Here is a 24,672-nt window from a genome sequence, read left to right as displayed (position 1 = left end):
AGATCAGAACGTAAAGAGAACGAGCACGGTTCGAGACGGTCTAGCCGGCCGGGCCACGACCCTCGGTCGGGCCGCCACGACCTTCGGTCGGGCTGGGATCGTTCTCGAGCAGGATCGGCTTGCCGTGCGGCGTTGCATGCGCGGCGCGTTCCCAGGCGGCAGCGAGCGCATCGACGTCGCCCTTGCCGGCAACGCCTTTTGCCGACAGCAAATTTTCCAGCGCCGCCAGCCAGTGCTCGTAATAATCGTGGCCATCGCTTGCGGCACCAGGCTGCTTGACCTCGGCGGACAAGGCGTCCGCCCATTCGCTCCAGGAGAACAGGCCGCTGTCGTGCAGCGCGACCGTCATGGCGAAGGCTTCCGCCTGCCACGGCTCGGCGAATACCGGCGCATCCGCCGGCAGCGTGGCGGTGGCTGACTTCGCCTCACGCCGGCTCAAGATAGCTCTCCCAGGCATCGATCGACACGGTCAGCGTCGGATCGGCGCCCTCGCCCCAGATCTCGGCGCCGTCAACAACCACCGTATAGACCCATTGCGGGTTTTCGCCTTGGCCATGTGCATTGGTGTCAGGGAAGACAAAACCAGCGCGCACCGCCTCGACGGCGCCTTGCTTGCCGCGTGCGTAGCGTGGCAACCTTGTGTGGCCGGTCGGATGGAAATTTTTCGTGCGCACCATATCGCCTGCCTTGAACCGGGCCGGCGCGGCGATCGGCCGGTCGCATGGGCCGCCCTTGGCCAACACTGCCGGCACGTTTTCGGCCTTCAGCACCCGTTTTGGCGTCGCGGCAGGGTCGACCGCCTTGCCCGCGGCCAGATCGCGGTCGCTGACGAAGCCGTGCCGCTTCAGCAAGGTTTCGAGCGCCTTGATCCAGATCTCATAATAGCTGGAGCCATAATAGTCGGCGGGATGCAGCAATTCCCGCGCATGCCGGCTCTCGTCGATGGTCCAGGCGCCCATGGCGCCCGCGCACAAGGTCACGCCAAGCGCCCGCCTTTCCCAGGCGGCATGGAAACAGGGCTCGTCCTTTTCGGGTGCGACCGGCCCGAACCCCATCTGCCCGCCGAGATCCTGCGGCCCGTTCATGCCGGCTCCCGCGCCAGTCCGGTGCCGATCATCGCGTCGCGCGTCACCAGATCCGCCAGCCGCTCCTCGCTCCAGCTGTCGGTGCCCTTCGGCCGCATCGGCACGACCAGGTAACGCAGCTCGGCGGTAGAATCCCACACCCGGATCTTTGTCGTTGCCGGCAAGGTCAGCCCGAATTCCCCGAGCACGCCGCGCGGATCGATGACCGCGCGCGAACGATAGGGCGGCGCCTTGTACCAGACCGGCGGCAGGCCCAGCACCGACCACGGGTAGCAGGAGCACAGCGTGCAGACGACGAGGTTGTGCGTGTCCGCCGTGTTGAACACGGCCTGCATGTGCTCGCCCTGCCGGCCAGTGTAGCCGAGCGAGCCGATCGCCGCCGTCGCGTCGCGTTTCAGCAAAACGGCAAAGTCCGGCTCGACCCACGCCTTCGCCACCACCTTGGCGCCGTTGCGCGGACCGATCTTTGTCTCATAGGTGTCGACGATCACGTCGATCGCGGCTGGATCGATCAGCCCTTTCTGGGTGAGGATCGTCTCCAGTGCGCGCACCCGGGCGGCAAAAGGATCAAGCTCGTTGTCGTGATTATGATCGTGGGACATGGCCGTAAATTACGGCTGCAAGCGTTCCACCGCAAGCGCCGCGGTTTGGGCCAGCCCGTCGGCTTCTATTCGGCCGCCGCCTTGTGCGGCTCGCCCTGCAACGCTTCTCCGTTCTCGAACAGCGACGGCTGGTCGACGGCTTCGACCGGTGGCTGCTTGTCCCGGCGCTTCGGCCACAGCCCGACAAGCCAGCCCGAAAAATGCTCCATATAGATATAGATGACCGGCGTGACGAACAGCGTCAGCGCTTGCGAAGCGACGAGGCCGCCGACCACCGCCACGCCGAGCGGCTGGCGCAGTTCGGCGCTGGCGCCGGTGCCGAGCGCGATCGGGATCGTGCCCATCAGTGCCGCCAGCGTCGTTATCATGATCGGCCGGAAACGCATCAGGCAGGCCTTGTGAATGGACTCGAGCGGCGACATCCCCTCGCGCCTGAGTTCGAGCGCGACGTCGATCATCATGATGCCGTTCTTCTTGACGATGCCGATCAGCATCAGGATACCGATGACCGCGATCACCGACAGGTCCATCCCCGCCAGCCGCAGTGCAACAAGCGCGCCGAGCACCGCCGACGGCAGTCCGGTCAGGATGGTGAGCGGATGGATAAAGCTCTCGTAGAGGATGCCGAGGACGATATAGATGGTCAGGATCGCGCCGGCGATCAGCAGGCCCTGGTTGGCAAGCGAATCCTGAAACGTTTTCGCCGTGCCCGAAAAAGTGGTCGAGATCGTCGCCGGCATGCCGATCTTTTCCTTCAACGCATCGATGCGGCTCACGCTGTCGCCGAGCGCGACGCCCTGCGGCAGGTTGTAGGAAATGGTCACTGCCGGAAGCTGGCCGAGCTGATTGACGGTCAGGGCCCCGGCGGTCCGATCGACGCGGGCAAAGGCGCCGAGCGGCACCAGGCTGCCGCTGGCCGTCCTCACCTTGATCGCCAGCATCCTTTCCGGCGACCACTCGATCCTCGGGTCGAGTTCCATGATCACCTCGTAGCTATCGGCCGAACCGAAGATGGTCGAGACCTGCTCGGTGCCGAAACCGCCATAGAGGCTGGAGCGCAACGTATCGGTGTCGACGCCGAGCGTCGCCGCCTTGTCGCGGTCGACCACCAGCGACGCCTGCAGGGCGTTGTTCTGCAAGTCATTGGTGACGTCGGTGAAGGCGCTACGGTCGGCGGCCATCGCGTCGGTGAGCTTCTGCGCCCAGCTGTCCGCCGCGCCGATGTCGAGACCCTGCACGACGAGTTGATAGGCGCTGGCCGAAGCGCGCGCGCCGAGCCGCAGGTTCTGCGCCGGCTGCATGAAGGTTTCGATGCCGGCGACATTGGCCAGCTGCCGCCGCAGATCCGAAAGCACCTTGTCGATGACAGGGCGCTGGTCCTTGTCCTTCAATTGCACATAGAGCCGGCCCTGGTTGAGTGCGTTGTCGCCGCTGCCCACCGACCACCCGACATGCGAGACATAGGGTGAATAGGTAAAGACATCAGCCACTTGGCCCTGCAGCTTCACCATGGCGTCGAACGAGATGTCCTGGCGCGCGGTGGTCGTCACCGAAATCTGGCCGATATCCTCCTGCGGGAAGAAGCCCTTCGGCGAGGTCTGGATCAGCCAGGCCGACAGTGCGGCCGTCCCAATGAAGACGAGAAGAACCAGGAAACTGTGCCGCAGGCAAAAGGTCAGCAGCCAGTCATAACCCCGCATGAAGACATTATGCCTGTGACCTTCGCCCTGCGCTGCTTCGCGCTCAGCCCTCGAAACCGACGAGAGCCGCGAGCACAGCATCGGCGTCAGCGTCAGCGACACGAACATCGAGGCCAGGATGGCGACCGTCACCACCACCGCGAATTCGTTGAAGATGCGCCCGATCACTCCGCCCATCAAAAGCACGGGGATGAACACAGCGACCAACGAGATCGAGATCGAAATAATGGTGAAGCCGATTTCGCGCGCACCCTTGAGCGCCGCGTCGAAGGCCGAGAGTCCCTCCTCCTCCATGTGGCGAAAAATGTTCTCCAGCATGACGATCGCGTCGTCGACGACAAGGCCGACCGCCAGCGTCAGCCCCATCAGCGAGATGTTGTCGATGGAAAAGCCGAACAGGAACATGGCGCCGAGCGTGGCGATCAGCGAGATCGGCACCGCCACCGCCGGGATGATCGTCGCCGTTACCCGGCGCAGGAACAGGAAGATCACCATCACCACCAGCGCGATGGTCAGCAGCGTGAACTGCACGTCGTCGACCGCCTCGCGGATCGACGTCGAGCGGTCGTTGAGCAACTGGATGCTGGCCGCCGCCGGCATCTGATCCTGGAAGGACGGCAGCATTGCCTTGACCCGGTCGACGACGTCGACGGTGTTGGCATCGGGCTGACGCTGCACTGCCATGATGATGGCGCGGGTGCCGTCGTACCAGCTTGCCGTCGTCGTGGTCTCGACCGAATCGATGACGCGGGTCACCTCGCCGAGCCGCACCGGACGGCCGTTCCTGGTGGCTATGATGATGTTGGAAAATCCCGCCGCGTTGTTCAGTTGCGTGTTGGCGGTGATCGTCAGCTGCTGCTTGTCGTTCTGCAGCACGCCGAGCGGCGTGTTGCTGTTGGCCGAGGCGATCGCCGTCTGCAACTGGTCGATCGAGATACCGCGTGCAGCGAGCGCCGTCGGATCGATCTGGACGCGCACCGCGTATTTCTGCTGGCCGAAGATCGAGACCTGCGCCACGCCTTCGATTGTCGACAGCGACGGCGAGATCACATTCTCGGCAAAGGCATCGAGATCGGTCAGCGGAACCGTGTCGCTGACCAGCGACATCAGCAGGATCGGCGCATCGGCCGGATTGACCTTGCGATAGCTCGGCGGGCTGGTCATCTCGGGCGGCAATTGCCGCTGCGTTCGCGCGATCGCCGCCTGCACGTCGGCGGCGGCTGCATCGATATCGCGGTTGAGCACGAACTGGATGGCGATCGAGGTCGAGCCGAGCGCGTTGGTGGTCGAGATCGAATCGATGCCGGCGATGGTGGTGAACTGCTTGATCAGCGGCGTTGCCACCGAGGTCGCCATGGTTTCCGGCGAGGCGCCGGGCAGCGAGGCCGAGACGTTGACCACCGGAAACTCGGCGCTCGGCAGCGCGGCCACCGGCAGGAACCTGTAAGCGAACAGCCCGCCCAGAACGAGCGCAAACGACATGAGCAGGGTGGCGACAGGCCTGCGGATGCAGAATTCGGAGATCATGGCCGCGTCCCATCCGCCTTGCCAGCCTCGGCAACCCTGGGAGACGCCTGACCACCGGCCTCGCCTTCGCGGACCGGCGCACCGTCCTTCAGCTTTGCCTGGCCCTCGACGACGACATTTTCGCCGCTTTTCAGCCCCGCGCCGATAGCGCTGTTGTCGCCTTCGGTCAGTGCGACCTGCACGGGCCGCACCTCCACCGTGTTGTCGGGCTTGATCACATAGACGAACGGCCCCTTCTGGCTTGGCTGGACCGCAACCGTGGGAACCGAGGTCATCTGCGGCATGATGCCGGCGTCGAGCACGACATTGACATATTGGCCCGGCCACAGCGAAAGATCGGGGTTGGGCACACTGGCCCGCGTTGCAATCGTGCCGGAGGCGGTGTCGACGCTGGAATCGACGAAATCGAGGGTCCCCTTGCCGATCGGCGTCGGGTCACCGTCCCTGGTCAGCGTGACTGCGCCTTGCCCTGGCGCCGCCAGCGCCTTGTGCAAAAGGGCAAGATCGCTTTCCGGAAGATTGAAGTTCACCCGCAGCGGGTCCATCTGGGTGATGGTCACCAGCGGGGCCGACGTGCTGCTGCCGCTGTTGGTGGTGACGAGACCGCCGATCGCGACGCTGACCACACCCAGGCTGCCGGAAATCGGCGCCGTGATCGTGGCAAAGCCGAGCTGGATCTCGTCCGCTTCGATCGTCGCTCTGTCGGCATCGACCGTGGCCGCAGCGGACTTCTGCGCGGCGATCGCCTGGTCATAGGTCTGCTGCGTGCCGGCCTGCCTGGCGACAAGAGCCTTGGCAGGCTCAAGATCGGCCGTCGCACTGGCAAGCAGCGCCTGGTCCTTAGCGAGCGTCGCCTGGTCACGGGCCAATTGCGCCTTCAGCGCGCGGTCGTCCAGCGAGAACAGGAGGTCGCCGGCCTTCACCATCTGCCCGTCCTTGACGGCGATCGATATGATCTGGCTCGAGATCCGCGCATTCACGCTGACCACGGCGGGCGAGGATACAAAGCCGATGGCGTAGCGCCGGATCGGGAAATCGGCCGTCGAAGCGGTGGCGGCAACCACGGCGGTCGCACGTGCGGCATTCGCGGCGGCCGCCGGTTTGTCAGGCGCCTGACCCGCTGACAGCATCTGCCGGACCTTGTCCGTTGCCGCGGGCGAAAGATAGAGCCCAGCCGTGACAAGGCAGGCGACCGCAAGCATCGCAAGCACGATCTTTCCACGCATCGTCGAAGACCTTCCATCGACACGCCGTGGTTCGGTGGTCATGTCTGGGTATAACTCGCAGCCTCGTGCCGCGGTTTCACCAACAGATAGAAGGCGCCGAGGGCAAAAAAGGGCCAAAACCCGGGATTACGAAGATTTAATGTGCAGTACACAATAAAACGGCAGCTACCGCAGCATCGGCCACAGTGTCGCTGCCAGCAGCACGCCCATTGCGATGTTGAACCATTTCAGCCGCACCGGGTCCGACAGAAAACTGCGCAGCGCCGTGCCAAAACCTGCCCACACCGAAACGCTCGGCAGGTTGACGACGGTGAAGGCTATCGAAACCAGCGCCACCGACAGAAACGGATGCTCCGGAACGGCATAGACGGCCATGGCGGTGATCGCCATCACCCACGCCTTGGGATTGACCCACTGGAACGCTGCCGCATCGATGAAGCGCATCGGTCGCGCCTTGGTCTCGCCCTTGTTGCTGAGCGACCGCGACATGGCGATCTTCCAGGCGAGATAGAGCAGATAGACGCCGCCAGCGATTTTCAATGCGGTCTGGAGAACAGGAAACGCGGTCAGCACCGCGCCAAGACCGAAGCCGACGGCAAGCAACAGCACGAGGAAGCCGATGCTGATGCCCAGCATGTGCGGAATGGTTTTGGCAAAACCGAAATTCACGCCGGAAGCCAGAAGCATGAAGTTGTTCGGACCCGGCGTGATCGAAGTCACGAAGGCATAGACCAGCAGGGCAAGGAATGCATCGAAAGACATTGGCTTCCTTCCAGTCGACTCAACACGTTCCGGCATGAGGCTGACGATCAGGATCCCCAGCCTGCTTACATCCCCTGCGGGCCGCGATTCATCGCCGCCACGCCGGTCCGGCAGATCTCGACCAGGCCGAGCGGTTTCATGATGGCGATGAACTGGTCGATCTTGGAGCCCTTGCCGGTGATCTCGAAGATGAAATGCTCGGTGTTGGCGTCGATGACGCTGGCACGGAAGGCATCGGCCAGCCTTAGCGCCTCGACGCGGCCCTCGCCGGTGCCGGCCACTTTCACCAGCGCGAGTTCCCGCTCAAGCGGCCGTTCCTGGCCGAGCTCGTGCGAACGCACGGTGAGATCGACGACACGGTGCACCGGCACGATGCGCTCGAGCTGGTGCTTGATCTGCTCCAGCACATGTGGCGTGCCGCGCGTCACGATGGTGATGCGTGACAGATGCTTCTCGTGCTCGGTTTCGGACACGGTCAGGCTCTCGATATTGTAGCCGCGTCCGGAAAACAGGCCGATGACCCGGGCAAGCACGCCCGGCTCATTGTCGACCAGCACGGAAAGCGTGTGGATTTCCGGTCTTTCCGTCTCCTTGGCGATGAAGTAGGCGGACCCGGTGGGTTGAAGGTGTGCGGTCATGATATGGTTCTCGATTTCAACTTTTGAGTTGTTTCTCTGTTCGCACGGCTTCATCCGACAGCCCTGCCCCGGCTCAGGCCTACACCAGTTCCCTGCCCTTGGCGTCGATGGCGTTGGCCACCGCCTCGTCGGTTGCCTCGTCCGGTAGCAGCATCTCGTTATGCGCCTTGCCCGACGGGATCATCGGGAAGCAGTTGGCAAGCGTGGCGACCCGGCAGTCGAAGATCACCGGCTTCTTCACCGAGATCATCTCCCTGATTGCGTCGTCCAGCTCGTCCGGCTTCTCGCAGCGAATGCCATGGCCGCCATAGGCTTCGGCAAGCTTGACGAAATCCGGCATTGCCTCGGTGTAGGAATGCGACAGCCGGTTGCCGTGCAGAAGCTGCTGCCACTGCCGCACCATGCCCATGTACTGATTGTTGAGGATGAAGATCTTGATCGGCGCCTCGTGCTGCACCGCGGCACTCATCTCCTGCATCGTCATCTGCACCGAGGCGTCACCGGCAATGTCGATGACCAGCGCATCCGGGTGCGCGATCTGCACGCCGAGCGCCGCCGGCAGGCCGTAGCCCATCGTGCCGAGCCCGCCGGAGGTCATCCAGCGGTTCGGCTTCTCGAAATGATAGTGCTGCGCTGCCCACATCTGGTGCTGGCCGACCTCGGTGGTGATGTAAGTGTCCATGTCCTTGGTCAGCGCATAGAGCCGCTGGACGGCATATTGTGGCATGATGACGTCGTGGTTCATCTTGTAGGCAAGCGAATCCCGCGCCCGCCATTTCGCGATCTGCTCCCACCATGGGTGCAGCGCCTTCTTGTCGGCCCTGGCGGTCGCCCGCCACAGCCGCACCAGATCCTCCAGAACCCGGCCGACATCGCCGATGACAGGCACATCGGTGTGGACGTTCTTGTTGATCGATGACGGATCGATGTCGATATGGATTTTTTTCGAGTTCGGCGAGAACGCGGTGAGCCGGCCGGTGATGCGGTCGTCGAAGCGCGCGCCGATGCAGACCATGACGTCGCAATCATGCATCGCCATGTTGGCTTCATAGGTGCCGTGCATGCCGAGCATGCCCATCCAGTTCTTGCCCGATGCCGGATAGGCGCCAAGCCCCATCAGCGTCGAGGTGATCGGAAAGCCGGTCAGGTCGACCAGTTCGCGCAGCAAATGGCCGGCTTCCGGGCCGGAATTGATGACACCGCCGCCGGTATAGAGGATCGGCCTTTTCGCGGCGGCCATCAGCTCGACCGCCGCCTTGATCTTTTCCAGGTCACCCTGGACCTTAGGCTGATAGCTGGTGCGCGGCGCCGTCTGCGGCGGCACATAGATGCCCTTGGCGAACTGCACGTCCTTCGGGATATCGACGACGACCGGGCCGGGGCGACCTGTCGTCGCGACGTGAAAGGCCTCATGGATAATCGCCGCGAGATCGTTGACGTCCTTCACCAGCCAATTGTGCTTCGTGCAGGGCCGCGTGATGCCGATCGTGTCGCACTCCTGGAACGCATCCGAGCCGATCAGCGAGGTCGGCACCTGACCGGTCAGGCAGACCAGCGGGATCGAATCCATCAACGCATCCTGCAGCGGCGTGACCGCGTTGGTGGCGCCCGGCCCCGATGTCACCAGCATGACGCCAGCCTTGCCTGTCGAGCGCGCATAGCCCTCCGCCGCATGACCGGCGCCCTGCTCGTGACGGACGAGGATGTGCTCGACCTCGTCCTGTTGGAAGATTTCATCATAGATCGGGAGAACCGCGCCGCCCGGATAGCCGAAAACATGCTTGACGCCATTGTCCTTCAGCGCCTGCACCACCATTTCGGCACCGGTCATTTCGCGCCGTTCGTTCTGTCCACTGCTCATCGGTCTGGTCCCGTATTGTCCGCCATCGGGCGATTGCTGGTCGTTTAGTCGTGTTTCGGGCAATAAAAAAGGCCCCCGAGGGAGCCTGTGTCTGCGCATGGGGGGGTTTCGCCCGGCGGTTACACCGCCTTGCCCACACGCTTTCCTACTACGAGAATGAGTGCCGTTTTCATGGTGGCGGACAATAGAATTGGTTTTGCGCCGCTGTCAACGGCGAATATGCACGATGCCGGGCGGTTCGAGCCACTTGACCGTATCAGGCAGGCCCGGTTGCGCCCATCGCGTCGAACCACCGTTCCGGTACGACCGCCGGCAGGGCCAGTGCCCACGATCTTCGCGATAAGCCATTGAAACCACACCAAACTATTTGACGACGTGACGCGGCACGCAGTTTGCCGCGATACTCCGGTCGACCGGGCTGGGAGGGTCCGGCAAAGCCGCGATGACGACCAGCACTTCACGGGAGGAATTTGATGCTCGACAAGGCCCCAGCCAAGAAACTAGCCGACCTGCTCGACCAATTCAGCGCAGCGCTCGCCGCCGGCGACATCGACGGAGCGGTCGGGTGCTTTCAGGAAGACTGCTACTGGCGCGATCTGGTGACCTTCACCTGGAACATCAAGACCATGGAGGGTCGCGACCAGGTGCGCGATATGCTGATGAGCCAGTTGGCGAAGATAAAGCCATCGAACTGGGCGCTTGCGAAAGGCGAAGACGCCACGGAGAGCGACGGGCTGCTCGAAGGCTGGATCAGTTTCGAAACGGAGGTTGCGCGCGGCTTCGGCCATATCAGGCTGAAGAACGGCAAGATCTGGACGCTGCTCACCACCATGGTCGAGCTGAAGGACCATGAGGAACCCGCCGGCTTCGCCCGGCCGATGGGTGCCAAGCACGGTCACGGCAAAAACCGGCCGACCTGGAAGGAGGAGCGCGAGAAGGAAGCCGCCGAACTCGGCTTTGTCAATCAGCCCAACACGCTGATCATCGGCGGCGGCCAGGGCGGCATCGCGCTCGGTGCCCGGCTGAGGCAGCTCGGCGTGCCGACCATCATCGTCGAGAAGAACGAGCGTGCCGGCGATTCATGGCGCAAGCGTTACAAGTCGCTCTGCCTGCACGATCCGGTCTGGTACGACCATCTGCCCTATATCGACTTTCCTCGGAACTGGCCGGTCTTCTCGCCCAAGGACAAGATCGGCGACTGGCTCGAAATGTACACCAAGGTCATGGAGCTGAACTATTGGTCCTCCACGCAGGCCAAGAGCGCCACCTATGACGATCAGAAGAGGGAATGGACGGTCGTCGTCCATCGCGACGGCAAGGACATCACGCTGAAGCCGAAGCAGCTGGTGCTGGCCACCGGAATGTCGGGCCGGCCCAACATCCCGCCGTTCAAAGGCATGGAGAATTTCAAGGGCGATCAGCACCATTCCTCGAAACATCCCGGTCCAGACAGCTGCGCTGGCAAGAAAGTCGTTGTCATCGGGTCGAACAATTCCGCGCATGATATCTGCGCCGCACTCTGGGAAGCCGGCGTCGACGTCACCATGGTGCAGCGATCGACCACGCACATCGTCAGATCCGACACGCTGATGGATATCGGGCTCGGAGCCCTCTATTCGGAGCAGGCCGTGCAAAACGGCATGACCACGGCCAAGGCCGATCTCATCTTCGCCTCGCTGCCCTACAAGATCCTGCACGAATTCCAGATCCCGCTTTACGAGAAGATGAAGGAGCGTGATGCCGCCTTCTACGAGGGCCTGGAAAGAGCTGGCTTCATGCTCGACTGGGGCGACGACGGTTCGGGCCTGTTCATGAAATATCTCAGGCGCGGTTCCGGCTACTATATCGATATCGGCGCCTCCCAGCTGATCATCGACGGCGCCATCAAGCTGAAGAGCGGCGTCGACGTGACCGAGATCAAGCAACATTCGGTCCTGCTCAGCGACGGCACCGAGCTGCCGGCCGATGTCGTCGTCTATGCCACCGGCTACGGTTCGATGAACGGCTGGGCGGCAGAGCTGATCTCGAAAGAGGTCGCCGACAAAGTCGGGAAATGCTGGGGGCTCGGCTCGAACACCACCAAGGATCCCGGTCCCTGGGAGGGCGAGCAGCGCAACATGTGGAAGCCGACGCAACAGGAAGCGCTCTGGTTCCACGGCGGCAATCTGCACCAGTCACGCCACTATTCGCAGTTCCTGTCGCTGCAGTTGAAAGCGCGGCACGAGGGCATCGCGACGCCGGTCTACGGGCTGCAGCAGGTCCATCACACAGGATAGACGATCGAGGCTGTCGCCGGGACTTGCCGCCGGTCGGTTCAATTTTCGCGACCGGCTTAATCGTCCCTACACCATCCGACCTCACCCCCCCTTAACCGCGTCGGCGTAAGGTCGATCGCCTTGGGGAAAATGGAAAAGGGAAATGGGGAACAGCCTGTCCATGTTCGTCGACCGCGACGCCTCCGTTGGAGAGCCGACATTGCAGGAGCGCCGCAAGGCGGAGCAGAGCGACAAGCGCGTTCTGGGCAATGTCGTCCAGTGCGACGGCGCGCGCGCCACCATCAGCGCCCATGCCGCCGATATCCTGGGCACGGTCACCGGCCATTGGAGCGTCGGCAAGATGATCTCCATCAACCTTGGCAACACGCGAACCGTCGGGCTGGTCTACGCGGTCGGCAAGTCGGATCGCGCCTGGCACGATGAGGGCCAGAACCCGATCGAGGTCAGTATCGAGCTCATCGGCGAGGTGCGCGACAGCGCCGAGCCCGGCGCCAAACCGGTTTTCGACCGCGGTATCACCACCTATCCGCATATCGGCGCCATTGCCCACCGCATCCGCAGCCGCGACCTGCAGGCCGTCTATGACCTGGCCGGGCGTCACTCGATCACCGTCGGCACGCTGTCACAGGATGAGGAGATCGACGCCAACATCGCTATCGACGACACGCTGGCGCGCCATTTCGCCATTGTCGGCACCACCGGCGTCGGCAAATCCACCGCCGTCTCGCTGCTTTTGCGCAAGTCGATCGCCGCTCGACCCGACCTGCGCGTTCTCATCCTCGATCCGCACAACGAGTTCGCCGCGTCCTTGCCAGAGCACTGCGTCAGGGTCGATTCGGCGACGCTGGACCTGCCCTTCTGGATGTTCAAGCTCGAGGAGTTTGCCGAAGTGCTGTTTCGCGGTCGAGAGATCGTGCCGGAAGAGGTGGACGCCTTGCGCGATCTTATTCCCGCGGCCAAAAACCTTTATCGCAACCCGAATTCGGGCACGTATCTCAGGCGCGGCAGCGATGCGCTGACCGCGGACACGCCAGTGCCCTATCGCATTGTCGATCTCATCAAGCAGGTCGACGAGCGCATGGGGCTTCTGGAAAGCAAGAACGACCGCCCCACCCTCAAATCGCTGAAGACGCGCATCGAATCGGCAGCCTCCGATCCGCGCTACCGCTTCATGTTCAACTCGCGGCTGATCGAGGACACCATCCACGAGACGATCGGCAACATCTTCCGCGTGCCGCATCACGGCCGCCCGGTGACCTGCTTCGAGATGGCAGGCATGCCTTCGGAAGTGGTCAATTCCGTCTGCTCGGTGCTGGCGCGTCTGGCCTTCGACCTGGCGCTGTGGAGCGAAGGCCGGCTGCGGCTGCTTTTGCTGTGCGAGGAAGCGCACCGCTACATGCCGGCCGATCCGCGCCTTGGTTTCGCGCCGACCCGGCACGCGCTGTCGCGCATCGCCAAGGAAGGCCGCAAATATGGTTGTTATCTCGGCATCGTCACCCAGCGCCCGGGCGAACTCGACCCCACCATCCTGTCGCAGTGCTCGACCTTTTTTGCGATGCGACTCGCCAACGAGCAGGACCAGGCGATCATCCGCTCGGCGATCGCCGATTCGTCGGCCTCTACACTGGCATTCCTGTCTTCGATGGGCCAACGCGAAGCCATCGCCTTTGGTGAAGGCGTGGCGACGACCATGCGAATGAAATTCGAAAAACTGTCCGAGGGCCTGATCCCGGGCACGGCCAAGCGCGAGGAAGCCCTGCCGTCCAAGCTTGGCAACGATGTCGATCTGGTGGCGATCGTCGAAAGGCTTCGCAACGTGCCAAAACCGCAGCAGGCGATGGCCTTCGCCGAAGTCGTGGATTCGAGCCGGCAGGCCGGCGATCCCGACTATCGCAAGCCGCCCGCCCCGACTGTCGCACGCGCCCAGCCGGACGACGATTTCGACATGCGTTATGGCCTGAAACCCGCAACCTTCGGCCTGCGCTCGCAGAACGATTGAGCCGGGCGGCTTTAGCCTGTGAGGCTAAGGCGCTTCCAAAGTTAAAACTATGTCACCCTAGGAAACCAGGACAAATCCCGGAAGGGAATTCATCAGGCCGGATCGAATGACGTGGCTTTCGAGAACCCGGCGCGGAGTGGACATTTGAGTCCATGAGCACCGGAAGTCGAGAAAGCTGCGTCAGTCGGCCGGCCTCATGAATTCGTCTCCGGGATTTCAGGCGCAGACGCGGTTGCGGCCTTGCCTCTTGGCCTCGTAGAGCTGGCGGTCGGCGCGGCGATAGAACTCTTCGGCGGTTTCCTTGCGGTCCCAGATGGCAAGACCGACGCTGGTGGTGATCTTCAGCCGGACATTGCCCGACAGTATCGACATGTTGGCGATCGCCTTGCGGATGCGCTCGGCGAACCTGGACAGCAGTTCGGCGTCCATGTTGGGCGTGACCACCGCGAACTCCTCGCCACCCAGGCGCGCCACCACGTCGTGATAGCGTGTCATGTCCTTGAGACAGCTGGCGACCGCCCGCAACACCTGGTCACCGACATCATGGCCGTGGGTGTCGTTGACCTGCTTGAAATGGTCGAGATCAAGGATCATCAGCCCGACCGGCTTGTCGATGCGACGGAATTCCTCGAGATATTCCTTCAGTGCATCGTCGAAATAACGCCGGTTCTGCATGCCGGTCAGGCCGTCGGTCAGCGCCGCATGCTCCAGCGTTTCCGAACGGGCGCTGAGCGAAACCGTCATGGCGCGCAGCTTGCCTTCTTCCGTCGCCTGCTTGCGGATCAGCGGGTAGATGAAGAAAATCCCGAAGAACAGGGCAGTCGCCAAAAGGACGCCGGTCCCAAACAACAGCTTGTTGAGATAAGTGGTCTTCTCAATCGCGGCAGGCGTAGTGATCTCCGCCGCGAGCGCCTGCAGAAGCCCATAGGCGTGAAGCGTCACCAGGCCGGCGGCCAGGATCACGAAGATGAAGACGAAAAAGGCTGATTCCGCCTTGTGAAAACGCATCTGCTCCCCGTTGCAAAACCCGAAAGACGTTATGGCATCGACGGCCTTACGGAGGGTTAATTAGGACAACTTCAACGGGAAGTCTTCCCTTAAAGTCAACTTTTCAGGTTGCACTCGAAAAGGTGTCCAAGATCGTGGATTCCACACGATCACCAAGGCGCAATCTCAGCCATTCCGGACCCAACTGATGCCTGAACCAGGTCGCCTGGCGCTTGGCATACTGTCGCGTCGCGATCTTCGCGCGCTCGATCGCTTCGGGAAAACTCAGCTCGCCGGCCATTGCGGCCTGGAGTTCGCGAACGCCGATGGCTTTCATCGCAGGCAAATCGGGATCGAGACCAAGATTGGTGATCTGCCTGACCTCGTCGAGGGCGCCCTTCTCCAGCATGCGGTCGAACCGCGCCTCGATCCGCTCCACCAGCTCCGCTCGGTCCGGCTCGATCACAAGGAAGCGCGTGCTGGCTCTGTCGATCAGTGGACGGCCGCGCGCCGCCTGCCATTCCACGATGGAACGGCCCGATGCGTCGAGCACCTCCAGCGCCCGCACGATGCGCTGGCCGTCGGTCGGCTTCAGCATCATGCCGGCTGCGGAATCCTCGCGCAGCAGGATGCGGTGCAGCTTGGCTGCGCCGTGCTCCTGGAGTTCGTAGCGCCAGCGATCACGGATCGGCTGCGGAATGTCAGGCATTTCCGAAATGCCTTCCGCAAGCGCCCGGAAGTAGAGCCCGGTACCGCCGACGAAAATCACCGGCCGTTCGAAGAACGTGCCGACCGGCCGTTCGACGAGCGCACCGCCGTCGATGAGCTTCATCACGTCGCGCAGCCAGGCGCCGGTGGAATAGGCGCTGGCGGGATGGACATGCCCGTAGAGGAAATGCGGGACGCGGGCGAGTTCAGCAGCAGTCGGCCGCGCCGTCAGCACGTCGAGCACCGAATAGACCTGCATCGAATCGGTGTTGACGATGACGCCGCCCTTGCGCTCGACCTCGCCGAGCGCAAGGGCGGACTTGCCGCTGGCGGTCGGCCCGGCTATCAGGATCGCGTTCTTAACGCGGCCCTCGCCCGCCTGCCCGCCGGAATTTTCGATGCCGCTGATCGCCACGCTTGTATCCCATCCCGCCGGTCGCGCATTGTCGCCGGCGCTTGCGAATATGGCGTCACGGTCGGTCGGCGCAAGCACTGTTCGCTGGCTGGCCGAAGGCATCGCCTGCGAATTCTCTCTGCCCGAGACGGCCGAAGCCGCTGAAACGACCGCCAGCCTGCGCGCGGTGCTTGCACCCGAACCGGTTGACGTGATCGTTCAGCGGCCCGAGGCAAGGCGGAAGAAAATCCTTATCGCCGATTTGGATTCGACCGTTATCGACCAGGAGTGCATCGACGAGCTCGCCGACGAGATCGGCGTCAAGGATTACGTCGCCGCCATCACGGCGCGATCGATGAATGGCGAGATCGCTTTCGAGCCGGCCTTGCGCGAGCGGGTGGCGCTGCTGAAAGGTCTCGACACTGCCGTGGTCGACCGCATCATCGCCAATCGCCTGACGCTGGCTTCCGGTGGCCGCGCGCTTGTCCAGACCATGCGGGCCAACGGCGCTTGGACTGCACTCGTGTCGGGTGGCTTCAACGTCTTCACCTCACGCATCGCCGCCATGCTCGGCTTTCAGGAGAATCGCGCCAACCGCCTGATCGAGCAGGATGGCCGCTTCACCGGGCTGGTCGCCGAGCCGATCCTGGGGCGCGCCGCCAAGGCCGATGCGCTGCTCGAGATTTCGGCGCGCCTCGGGCTGACGACCGCCGACGCCATTGCTGTCGGCGATGGCGCCAACGACCTCGACATGATCCGCCTTGCCGGCACCGGTGTGGCGCTTCATGCCAAGCAGGTCGTGGCGGCGGAGGCAAAGTTCCGCATCGACCATGGCGACCTGACCGCGCTTCTCTATCTGCAGGGCTACCGGCGGGAGGAGTTTGTGGAGTGACGCCAATCCGCACCGAGCGCCTGATCCTGCGCAACTGGGAGGATCGCGACCGCGACCTCTTCTACCGCATCAACTCCGACGAGCGCGTCATGGAGTTCTTTCCGTTTCGCCGCGACCGCGCGCAGGCCGACGCCAAGATGGACGAGTTCCGCGCCTGGATTGCCGAGGATGGCTACGGTTTCGCTGCCGCCGAGATAGTTGAAACGCGCCAATGCATCGGCTTCGTCGGCCTCCTCGACACCGATCATTTGCCGTTCCTGCCGGCCGGCACCGTCGAGATCGGCTGGCGGCTGGCGCCCGAATTCTGGGGCCATGGCTATGTCACCGAGGCAGCCGAAGCCTGGCTCGCCTATGGCTTCGAAACGCTTGGCCTCGAGGAAATCGTTTCTTTCGCCGTCAGGGATAACAGCCGGTCCACCGCCGTCATGGAACGCCTGGGCATGACCGCCGACCCGGCCAGGGATTTCGACCACCCCGGCATTCCGGACAGCCACGCCAGGCTCAAGCGGCATGTGTTCTACAGGCTGACAGCCACGGATTGGCGAGCAAATCGGCGCTGATCAGCGCCGGCCCTGATCAGCGCTTTTCAAACGGAAGCTCGTCGCCGGGTTGCGGCGGTTTGACGCCGACCCGATCGAGCACTTTCGCGAAATCGTCGCCCGATGCATTACCAGCCCGTCGGCGCAGGAAATCGGCCGCTGTCTTCATGGCTCCAACCTTTTGCGCCACCGCCGACGCGATCCACTGGTTCAGCGACACACCATCAGCACGTGCCTCCGGGACTCAGTCCATCCGGATCGTCACAAACCGCAATTCGCCGCTCTTCGACGCCAGCATCAGCAGCGCATTCTTGCGTCCCTGCTCCTTCAACGCAGCAATCCGGTCCATGACATCCTTGGGCGTGGCGACCGATTCCTGCGCGATCTCGGTGATCACCTCGCCGGCCTGGATGCCGCGTTCGGCAGCGGCTGAATCCTTGGCGACTTCAGTGATGACGACGCCGGAGACTTCGGCGGCAATGCCGAATTTCGTCCGCGTCTCGTCGTTGAGGTCGCCAACGGTCATGCCGAGCACGGACGCCGTCGAGACGGCAGGCGCCTCGTCGCCAGTGTCCTTGTCGGTATTGCCGTTCTCGCCGCTGGCGAGCTTTTCGCCATCTTCGAGCCGGCCAAGCGTCACCTTCACGGTCTGCTCGACGCCCTTGCGCACGATGACCACGTCGACAGCCTTGCCGACCGTGCTCTCCGCGACGACGCGCGGCAGGTCGCGCATTTCATTGACGTCCCTGCCGTCGAACTTGATGATGACGTCGCCCGCCAGGATGGTGCCGTTGTCGACAGGCCCGCCCTTGATGACGCCGGCGACCAGCGCGCCCTTGGCGGTCGCCATGCCGAGGCTCTCGGCAATGTCGTCCGTCACCGGCTGGATGCGCACACCGAGCCAGCCGCGCCGCGTCTCGCCGAACTGACGGAGCTGGTCGACGACTCCCAACGCCAGCTGCGAGGGGATGGAAAAGCCGATGCCGATCGAGCCGCCGGACGGCGAAATGATCGCCGTGTTGATGCCGATCACCTCGCCGGCGCTGTTGAACAGCGGCCCGCCGGAATTGCCGCGGTTGATCGCGGCATCAGTCTGGATGAAATCGTCATAGGGGCCGGAATTGATGTCGCGGTTGCGGGCCGAGACGATGCCGACCGTCACGGTGCCGCCGAGGCCGAACGGATTGCCGATCGCCATCACCCAGTCACCGACGCGCATCTTGCTGGAATCGCCGAATTTCACCGCCGTCAGCTTGTGCCCTTTCGGATCGACCTTCAGCACCGCCACGTCGGTCTTGGTGTCGGTGCCGACCAGCGTCGCCTTCAGCGTCACGCCGTCGGAGAAATTCACCTCGATGTCGTCGGCATCCGCGATCACGTGGTTATTCGTCACCACGATGCCCTGCTCGGCGTCGACCACGAAGCCTGAGCCCAGCGACTGCACCTTTTGCGAGGGGTTGCCCTGTTCGCCGGGACGGTTCTTGAAGAAATCGTCGAAGAAGTCCTGGAAGGGCGAGCCCTCTGGAAGCTGCGGCATCGGCACCGCGCCCGGGCCTTCCGTGCCCTTCACCCTCTGCGAGGTCGATATATTGACCACGGCGCCGAGCAGGCCCTGCGCCAGATCGGCGACCGAAGCCGGGCCGTCGTCGGCGGCCGCGGGCGTCACCAGCGACGGGACGGTAGCGACGCCGATAAGAAGTGCTGCAGCACCCGCGGTCAACGTCCGCCTCGCCGCGCGCAAAAAGCTGTTGGATGTCATCGAGAAGTCTCCCGGTGTCTCTGAGAAGAAAAAGCGCTCGCCGAAGACGCTGCGTCGAGCCATGTTGGCAAGAAATACGGCACGTTTGCGGCTATGGCTATCGGCAGAGGATAAATCCTCCGTTATCCCGAAATCATCGTCATCCACCACGCACCAGCCAGACCGGGCCGACACCAACGGCGATTGCAATCAGCCCGGCGACCCGCAGCGTATTTTCCGGCATCGACAGAACTTCGCCGGCAAGTTTCTTGGCGAGACCGGGAAAGCCGCCATAGACCAGGCCCTCGACACTACAGCGCCGCGCGTCTTTTTGGACGCGCAAAGGACGCTGTAGCACTTTGATTTGGCGCATGATCCTTTCCGAAAATCGATTCCGATTTTCGGGGTCATGCGCGAGAACCAGGCCTATTGCCGCCAGAAAGTCCTGCACCGGCCGTTACTGGCCGGTGCCTGGCTGCGCTGTCGGTGCAGCGGGTGCACGGGGCACAGCTGCTGGCCCAGGCGCTGCCGGTGCAGCCGTCGCTGCCGGCATGTCCGCGCCGGCGGGATTGCGGAAGAAACGGAAGAAGTCCGAATTCGGCGACAGCACCATCGTCGTCCCGGTACTGTTCAGCGCCGTGCCGTAGGCATTCATCGACCGGTAAAAGTCGAAGAAGGCTGGATCGCGCTGGTAGGCGTTCGCGAAGGTGGCGCTGCGTTGAGCTTCACCTTCACCGCGCAGGATTTCAGACTCTCTCCGTGCCTCGGCGACGATCTCCACCACTTCGCGGTCGGCGCGCGCCCTGATGCGCTGCGCCGCCTCGTTGCCGCGCGCCCGCAGCCGCTCGGCTTCGGCCAGACGCTCAGCCTTCATGCGGTCATATGTCTGTTGCGAGACTTCCGCCGTCAAATCGGTCCGGCGAATGCGGACATCCTCGATCTGCAGGCCGAGCGACGTGGCGTCGGGCCTCAGCTGATCGCGCACTTCGCGCATCATCACGGCTCGCTCTTCCGAGAGCGCCGCCTCGAAGTCGCGCAGACCGTAGACACGGCGCAAGGCGGCGTCGAGACGCGTCCTCAAGCGTGCCTCGGCCAGCTCGATCTGGCCGGAAACCGCGGAGCGAAACACGCGCGGATCCGAGATCCGATAGGCGATGAAGGCGTCGACCTCATAAAACTTGCCGCCCGAAACCTGGACGCGGATGTTGTCGAGGTCGAAGCGCAGCACCCTGTTTTCGATCAACTGCACGCTGTCGGCATCGAAGAAGGCGAACGGCGCCTTGAAATAGATGCCCGGCTGGCTCTTGACGTCGACGATCTCGCCGAACCTGAGCACCAGTGCCTGCTGGCGCGCATTGACAACGAAGACCGACGAATAGAGCAGGAACAGGACGACCGCGGCGATGACGGCGATGATGGGAAGACGGTTGGCCATCACTGGTTTCCTCCCAGCACCGGCGCCGGCGCCGGCGCCGTCTGGTGGAAAGAAGGCAGCGGCAGATAGGGAACGACCCCTGGTCCGCTGCCTTGCTCGATAATGACCTTGCTGGAATCCTTCAGAACCCTCTCCATCGTTTCCAGATAAAGCCGCTGGCGCGTCACATCCGGCGCCTTGGCGTATTCGTCATAGACCGAGATGAAGCGCTGCGCCTCGCCTTCGGCCTCCTGCACGACCCGGTTCTTGTAGCCGGCCGCCTCCTCGCGGATCTGTGCGGCCTCGCCGCGCGCCTGGCCGAGCTTCTGGTTGGAATACTGGTTGGCCTGCTCGACGAACTTGTCCTCGTCCTGTTCGGCGCGCTGCACCTCGTCGAAGGCGTCGGCCACTTCGCGCGGCGGTGCGGCATCCTCGATCGAAATCGCGTTGACGTTCAGGCCGGCCTTGTAGCCGTCCAGCGTCGTCTGGATGATTTCGCGCACGGACGCTGCAATGCCCTCGCGATCATCGCGGAAGATGTCCTGCGCCGGCCGCCGGCCGACTGCTTCACGCATGGCGCTTTCGGCGACCTGGCGCAGCATGCCGTCGGGATCGGACACGTCGAACAGATAGGCCCTCGGATCGGAGACCTGATAGGCCACCGAGAACTGGACGTTGACGATGTTCTGGTCGCCCGAAAGCATCAGCCCTGAACCGTTGCCGGAGGCCGTGCCGCCGCCGATGTTGACGAGTTGTTCGGCAATCACGGCCGTCTCGACCGTCTCGATGGGCCACCAATGGAAATGCAGGCCGGGCTGGGAGAACTCTGCCTTTGGCACGCCGAATCTGAGTTCGACCGCAACCTCGTCGGGCTGCACGGTATAGACCGCCTTGAACGCCCACAGCGCTATAAGCGCTGCCGCGATCAATCCGAACACGGCTGGGCTGGCGCCAGTGCCACCCGGCAAAGCACGCCGCAACCTGTCCTGGCCGCGCCGGATGATGTCTTCGAGATCGGGAGGCGAGCCCTGCGGACCGCTAGGTCCCTTTGGTCCCTGCCCCCAGGGTCCTGGATTGTTGCCGCCGCCCCATGGGCCGCCGCCTCCGCCGCTTTTGTCATTCCAGGGCATAAATGTCCTTTCGCTCCCTCATGCGCCGGCCTGACGACGCAAAATCCGGTGTTGTTCTTCTATAGGGATGCGACGGCGCGCTTTCAACGCGATCGGTCGTCGTCACCGTCCGTTTTGGACCGTCGCGACCCTTTACCGTCTCTCAATGCACGTCGCGGCGTCGCTCGTAAACCGAATAGCGTGTCGCATGACTATCCTTTTCACCGGCCGGAACGTCCTGCGAGCGGCCGATGCGCCACAAATCCAGGTCGATCGGCGGGAAATGCGCGTCGCCGTCGACTGCGGCAAGGACATGGGTGACATGCAAGCGGTCGGCCAGCGGCAGCGCCTGGGCATAGATCTCGCCGCCGCCGATGACGCAGATTTCGTCGGCGCCGGCCATGCAGCGCCCGCGCACCTTCGCCAGGCGGATCGCCTCGTCGAGCGAATGCACGGTTTCGACGCCCTCGGCGCGCCAGGCCTTGTCGCGGGTCACCACGATATTGAGCCTGCCCGGCAGAGGCCGGCCGATGCCTTCATAGGTCTTGCGACCCATGATGACAGGTTTGCCCATCGTGTCGGCCTTGAACCGCTTGAGATCGCTGGAAAGCCGCCACGGCAAACCGCCATCGCGCCCGATCACACCGTTTTCGGCGATGGCGACATAGATCGCGACGTCCATCAGCCGCCGCTCCCGCCCGAAGGTACCAGCAGCATTATGTCGATGTCGTGCTCAGGGTAGAAATTCTCTGCCGTCATCTCGAAACGCGTCGGCCCGACTTTCCTGACGTTTTCGCCACAGAACGAGACCAGGTTCTTCGGATCGCCCTTGTCGACGGTCAGCTTGAACTTGCCGATCGAGCCAGTCGCCCAGTTGCCGCCAGTGGTCAGGACATAGGCGATGCGGTTTTCGAAATATCTCGGCGTGCCGTCGGGAGTGCCCTTCGCCGCCTTGCGAATCGCATTCTCGAACGTGCCGTCCATGCAGTAACGGGTCTTGTAGGCGGCGTATTGGCCCTGGAACTGGCCGTCATAGAAGAAGCTGACCGAGGAGGTGCCGCCGACGCTGGGCTTGTAGCGATGGGCGACGCGGACTGCCTTGTTGGCTGGAAAGGTCGAGCGCCACCAATAGGTCGAGCGCAATTGCCAGAACGGCACATAGACGGTTTTCATGCCCGAACCGTCGTCGGCGGTATCCTCGATGATGAGGCCGCGGTCGACCCAGTCGTCGGCAACCGCTTGCGGCAGCTTCGCCAATGCCGCCCTGGCCGCATCGCCGAACGGGTAGAACGGCACGTTCTGCGACTTGAGATCGGCACTGATGTCGATGCCGAGCGCAAATGCCTTCTGCTCGAGCTGCGGCTTTGCCGCCACGCCGTCTATGGTCACCTCGAAGCCGAGGAAATTATCGCTCTGGCCGTCGGGAATTGCCGGCATTTCGTTCGGATCGCCTTCGATGTCAGGCATCGGAAAGGCGACGATCGCATCGACATCCTTGTCGGTGTTGTTGCGGAAGACATAGTCGACCGTCACCTTTTCCGGCGAGATGTAGAGGTCCTCGCTTTCCATGGCGACCGCGTCGCTGCGCGACAGGATCAGGCCGCCCGTCCCCAATTCGGCGATCGAATCATTGGCGAACACGGGCGTGGCCGAAAGCGCCAGCGCGGCGGTCAGAACATAACGGAACATGGAAGCTCCCTGGGCGAGATGCCGCTATGACTCTATCGCATCGGCCCGAAAATCGGAATCGATTTCGGAAAGCACGATGCGACGATTCAAGGTGCTAGATCGTACTTTGTGCGTCCAGGTGGACGCACGTCGCTCTATCGCATCGGCCCGAAAATCGGAATCGATTTTCGGAAAGCACGATGCGACGATTCAAGGTGCTAGAGCGTACTTTGTGCGTCCAAGTGGACGCACGTCGCTCTAGCCGTTTCAATGTTGGGTTTCAAAGCCCTTCCGCGCTTGCGCAAATGCCATGCCCACCCGCCGGGCCAGTCTGGACAGCGACGTTCCGATCGGGCAGGAGATCGCCCATGCGCAAGCTTCTCGTCATCGGCATCGGCGCCGGCAATCCCGACCACATGACCGTGCAGGCGGTCGACGGCCTGAACCGCGCCGACGTGCTGTTCATCCCCGACAAGGGCGCCAGGAAGAACGATCTCGCAGAACTGCGCCGCCAGATCTGCGACCGATTCGTCACCAATCCAAACTCGCGCCGGGTCGAATTCGACGTGCCGGTGCGGGCCGAGCCAGCGCCCTCCTATCGCTCGACCGTCGATGACTGGCACGAGGCGATCGCCGCGATCTATGAAAGCCTGATCCGCGACGAGCTTTCGCAAGATGGCTGCGGTGCGTTCCTGATCTGGGGCGATCCCTCGCTCTACGACAGCGCGCTACGCATCCTGGAGCGGGTGCGCATGAGAGGCAATGTCGCGTTCGAGCTCGAAGTGATCCCCGGCATCACTGCCGTCCAGGCGCTCGCCGCAAGCCATAGGATGGCGCTGAACCGCATCGGCGATGCGGTTCAGATCACCACCGGCCGCCGGCTCACCGAGGAAGGCTTGCCCGACAATGCCGGCAGCACCGTCGTCATGCTGGACGGCAAGTGCGCCTTCAACACGCTGGACGACAACGACCTCCTTATCCACTGGGGCGCTTATCTCGGCACGCCCGACGAGATCCTCATTTCCGGCCGCCTTGGCGACGTCGGCGACGAGATCGTCAGGACCCGCGACGAGGCGCGCCGGAAAAAAGGCTGGATCATGGACACTTATCTGCTGCGCAAGCCCGGCGAGCCGGAGGAGTAGGCTCCGCCAATACAGGTTCCACCGACCTCACCCGGCATCGATCTCCGCCTGTAAAGCTTCCAGATGCGCCGCCGCCGCGGAAGCCGCTGCCCGTTCGATGGCGCGAAAGCGGCTGACCACCGCAAGCCCCGCCGGAGTCAACTGGGCGCCGCCGCCCTTTTTGCCACCGGTCTGCGCCGCGACCAGCGGCTTGCCGAACACCCGGTTCATGTCCTCGACCAGATCCCAGGCGTGTTTGTAGGACATTTCCATGCCGCGCGCCGCCGCCGAGATCGAGCCGAAGGCGGCGATCTGCTCCAGAAGCTCGATCTTGCCCGGCCCGATGCGCCCTTCTGGATCGAGGTTTATCCGCAAGCTCAGCGACGGCATTCTCTCCTCCGCAGTCCCGCCATCCATCCTAGAAGC

At 63.2% G+C, this 24,672-nt stretch carries 23 protein-coding genes; 5 read left to right on the top strand and 18 right to left on the bottom strand.

Annotation, left to right across the window (positions count from 1 at the left end; translation table 11 throughout):
* Positions 1-40: 40 nt before the first annotated feature.
* The 8 genes from AC0L15_RS11235 to AC0L15_RS11200 all read right to left on the bottom strand — a co-directional run bounded on the left by AC0L15_RS11235 (position 41) and on the right by AC0L15_RS11200 (position 9,401).
* Positions 41-439 carry a nitrile hydratase accessory protein gene (locus AC0L15_RS11235; RefSeq protein WP_473496340.1) on the bottom strand — a complete coding sequence of 133 codons (399 nt, stop codon included), beginning with the start codon at positions 437-439 and terminating at the stop codon, positions 41-43.
* Complete coding sequence (nthB, locus tag AC0L15_RS11230) at positions 426-1,085, bottom strand: nitrile hydratase subunit beta (RefSeq protein WP_287247367.1); 660 nt, start codon at positions 1,083-1,085, stop codon at positions 426-428. The genes AC0L15_RS11235 and nthB overlap by 14 nt, the downstream gene beginning before the upstream one ends.
* Positions 1,082-1,687, bottom strand: coding sequence for a nitrile hydratase subunit alpha (nthA, locus tag AC0L15_RS11225; protein ID WP_023798807.1), 606 nt, complete (start codon positions 1,685-1,687; stop codon positions 1,082-1,084). Before nthA ends, nthB begins: the two co-directional genes overlap by 4 nt.
* A 65-nt stretch (positions 1,688-1,752) precedes the next feature.
* The gene (locus AC0L15_RS11220) at positions 1,753-4,914 is read right to left on the bottom strand and encodes an efflux RND transporter permease subunit (RefSeq protein ID WP_473496339.1); all 3,162 of its coding nucleotides are present in this window, start codon (positions 4,912-4,914) and stop codon (positions 1,753-1,755) included.
* Positions 4,911-6,140: an efflux RND transporter periplasmic adaptor subunit gene (locus AC0L15_RS11215; RefSeq protein WP_287247369.1), complete on the bottom strand. Its 1,230-nt coding sequence runs from the start codon at positions 6,138-6,140 to the stop codon at positions 4,911-4,913. Before AC0L15_RS11215 ends, AC0L15_RS11220 begins: the two co-directional genes overlap by 4 nt.
* Positions 6,141-6,305: 165 nt before the next feature.
* Positions 6,306-6,902 (bottom strand): LysE family translocator, encoded by a 597-nt coding sequence (locus tag AC0L15_RS11210; RefSeq protein WP_287247370.1) that lies wholly within the window; start codon positions 6,900-6,902, stop codon positions 6,306-6,308.
* Positions 6,903-6,967: 65 nt separating this feature from the next.
* Entirely contained in the window at positions 6,968-7,540 is a 573-nt protein-coding gene (ilvN, locus tag AC0L15_RS11205) for an acetolactate synthase small subunit (RefSeq protein ID WP_287247371.1), read from the bottom strand.
* 79 nt (positions 7,541-7,619) lie between these two features.
* Positions 7,620-9,401: an acetolactate synthase 3 large subunit gene (locus AC0L15_RS11200; protein ID WP_473496338.1), complete on the bottom strand. Its 1,782-nt coding sequence runs from the start codon at positions 9,399-9,401 to the stop codon at positions 7,620-7,622.
* Positions 9,402-9,874: 473 nt separating this feature from the next.
* Between AC0L15_RS11200 and AC0L15_RS11195 the strand changes: the two genes are divergently transcribed.
* Positions 9,875-11,677, top strand: coding sequence for an NAD(P)-binding domain-containing protein (locus AC0L15_RS11195; protein ID WP_473496337.1), 1,803 nt, complete (start codon positions 9,875-9,877; stop codon positions 11,675-11,677).
* 160 nt (positions 11,678-11,837) lie between these two features.
* Positions 11,838-13,676, top strand: a complete 1,839-nt coding sequence (locus tag AC0L15_RS11190; RefSeq protein WP_287247421.1) for an ATP-binding protein — start codon at positions 11,838-11,840, stop codon at positions 13,674-13,676.
* A gap of 216 nt (positions 13,677-13,892) precedes the next feature.
* Here the strand turns inward: AC0L15_RS11190 and AC0L15_RS11185 are convergent, their stop codons facing one another.
* Positions 13,893-14,684: a GGDEF domain-containing protein gene (locus AC0L15_RS11185; RefSeq protein ID WP_023798799.1), complete on the bottom strand. Its 792-nt coding sequence runs from the start codon at positions 14,682-14,684 to the stop codon at positions 13,893-13,895.
* Between the two features lie 103 nt (positions 14,685-14,787).
* Positions 14,788-15,780, bottom strand: a complete 993-nt coding sequence (gene miaA / locus AC0L15_RS11180; RefSeq protein ID WP_473496356.1) for a tRNA (adenosine(37)-N6)-dimethylallyltransferase MiaA — start codon at positions 15,778-15,780, stop codon at positions 14,788-14,790.
* On the opposite strand from miaA, the gene serB reads away from it, so the two are divergent.
* Both serB and AC0L15_RS11170 read left to right on the top strand, forming a co-directional pair.
* Positions 15,770-16,657 carry a phosphoserine phosphatase SerB gene (gene serB, locus AC0L15_RS11175; RefSeq protein ID WP_287247374.1) on the top strand — a complete coding sequence of 296 codons (888 nt, stop codon included), beginning with the start codon at positions 15,770-15,772 and terminating at the stop codon, positions 16,655-16,657. The genes miaA and serB overlap by 11 nt on opposite strands.
* Positions 16,654-17,217 carry a GNAT family N-acetyltransferase gene (locus AC0L15_RS11170; RefSeq protein ID WP_128167085.1) on the top strand — a complete coding sequence of 188 codons (564 nt, stop codon included), beginning with the start codon at positions 16,654-16,656 and terminating at the stop codon, positions 17,215-17,217. Before serB ends, AC0L15_RS11170 begins: the two co-directional genes overlap by 4 nt.
* Before the next feature lie 16 nt (positions 17,218-17,233).
* On the opposite strand, the gene AC0L15_RS11165 is transcribed toward AC0L15_RS11170, so the two are convergent.
* The 7 genes from AC0L15_RS11165 to AC0L15_RS11135 form a co-directional block, all read right to left on the bottom strand.
* Positions 17,234-17,416, bottom strand: coding sequence for a toxin-antitoxin system HicB family antitoxin (locus AC0L15_RS11165; protein WP_236386158.1), 183 nt, complete (start codon positions 17,414-17,416; stop codon positions 17,234-17,236).
* A gap of 24 nt (positions 17,417-17,440) precedes the next feature.
* A complete protein-coding gene (locus AC0L15_RS11160; protein ID WP_128180498.1) occupies positions 17,441-18,955 on the bottom strand; it encodes a DegQ family serine endoprotease in 1,515 nt (504 codons plus the stop codon).
* Positions 18,956-19,094: 139 nt separating this feature from the next.
* On the bottom strand, positions 19,095-19,307 hold the full coding sequence (locus tag AC0L15_RS11155) for a DUF2065 domain-containing protein (protein WP_287247375.1): 213 nt from the start codon (positions 19,305-19,307) through the stop codon (positions 19,095-19,097).
* 84 nt (positions 19,308-19,391) lie between these two features.
* On the bottom strand, positions 19,392-20,369 hold the full coding sequence (gene hflC, locus AC0L15_RS11150; protein ID WP_287247376.1) for a protease modulator HflC: 978 nt from the start codon (positions 20,367-20,369) through the stop codon (positions 19,392-19,394).
* Complete coding sequence (hflK, locus tag AC0L15_RS11145; RefSeq protein ID WP_473496336.1) at positions 20,369-21,478, bottom strand: FtsH protease activity modulator HflK; 1,110 nt, start codon at positions 21,476-21,478, stop codon at positions 20,369-20,371. The genes hflC and hflK overlap by 1 nt, the downstream gene beginning before the upstream one ends.
* 142 nt (positions 21,479-21,620) lie before the next feature.
* Positions 21,621-22,139 carry a dihydrofolate reductase gene (locus AC0L15_RS11140; protein ID WP_287247378.1) on the bottom strand — a complete coding sequence of 173 codons (519 nt, stop codon included), beginning with the start codon at positions 22,137-22,139 and terminating at the stop codon, positions 21,621-21,623.
* Positions 22,139-23,146, bottom strand: coding sequence for a DUF4424 domain-containing protein (locus tag AC0L15_RS11135; RefSeq protein ID WP_287183662.1), 1,008 nt, complete (start codon positions 23,144-23,146; stop codon positions 22,139-22,141). Before AC0L15_RS11135 ends, AC0L15_RS11140 begins: the two co-directional genes overlap by 1 nt.
* A 347-nt stretch (positions 23,147-23,493) precedes the next feature.
* Between AC0L15_RS11135 and cobF the strand changes: the two genes are divergently transcribed.
* Positions 23,494-24,267, top strand: a complete 774-nt coding sequence (gene cobF, locus AC0L15_RS11130) for a precorrin-6A synthase (deacetylating) (protein WP_287247380.1) — start codon at positions 23,494-23,496, stop codon at positions 24,265-24,267.
* A 27-nt stretch (positions 24,268-24,294) separates the two neighbouring features.
* Here cobF and AC0L15_RS11125 read toward each other — a convergent pair whose 3' ends face one another.
* The gene (locus AC0L15_RS11125) at positions 24,295-24,636 is read right to left on the bottom strand and encodes a winged helix-turn-helix domain-containing protein (RefSeq protein ID WP_023798788.1); all 342 of its coding nucleotides are present in this window, start codon (positions 24,634-24,636) and stop codon (positions 24,295-24,297) included.
* Between the last annotated feature and the right edge of the window lie 36 nt (positions 24,637-24,672).

The organism is Mesorhizobium sp. WSM4846 (assembly GCF_055811415.1).
The sequence above is the reverse complement of the archived record's forward strand: the minus strand, read 5'-3'. Positions and strand labels throughout refer to the sequence as shown.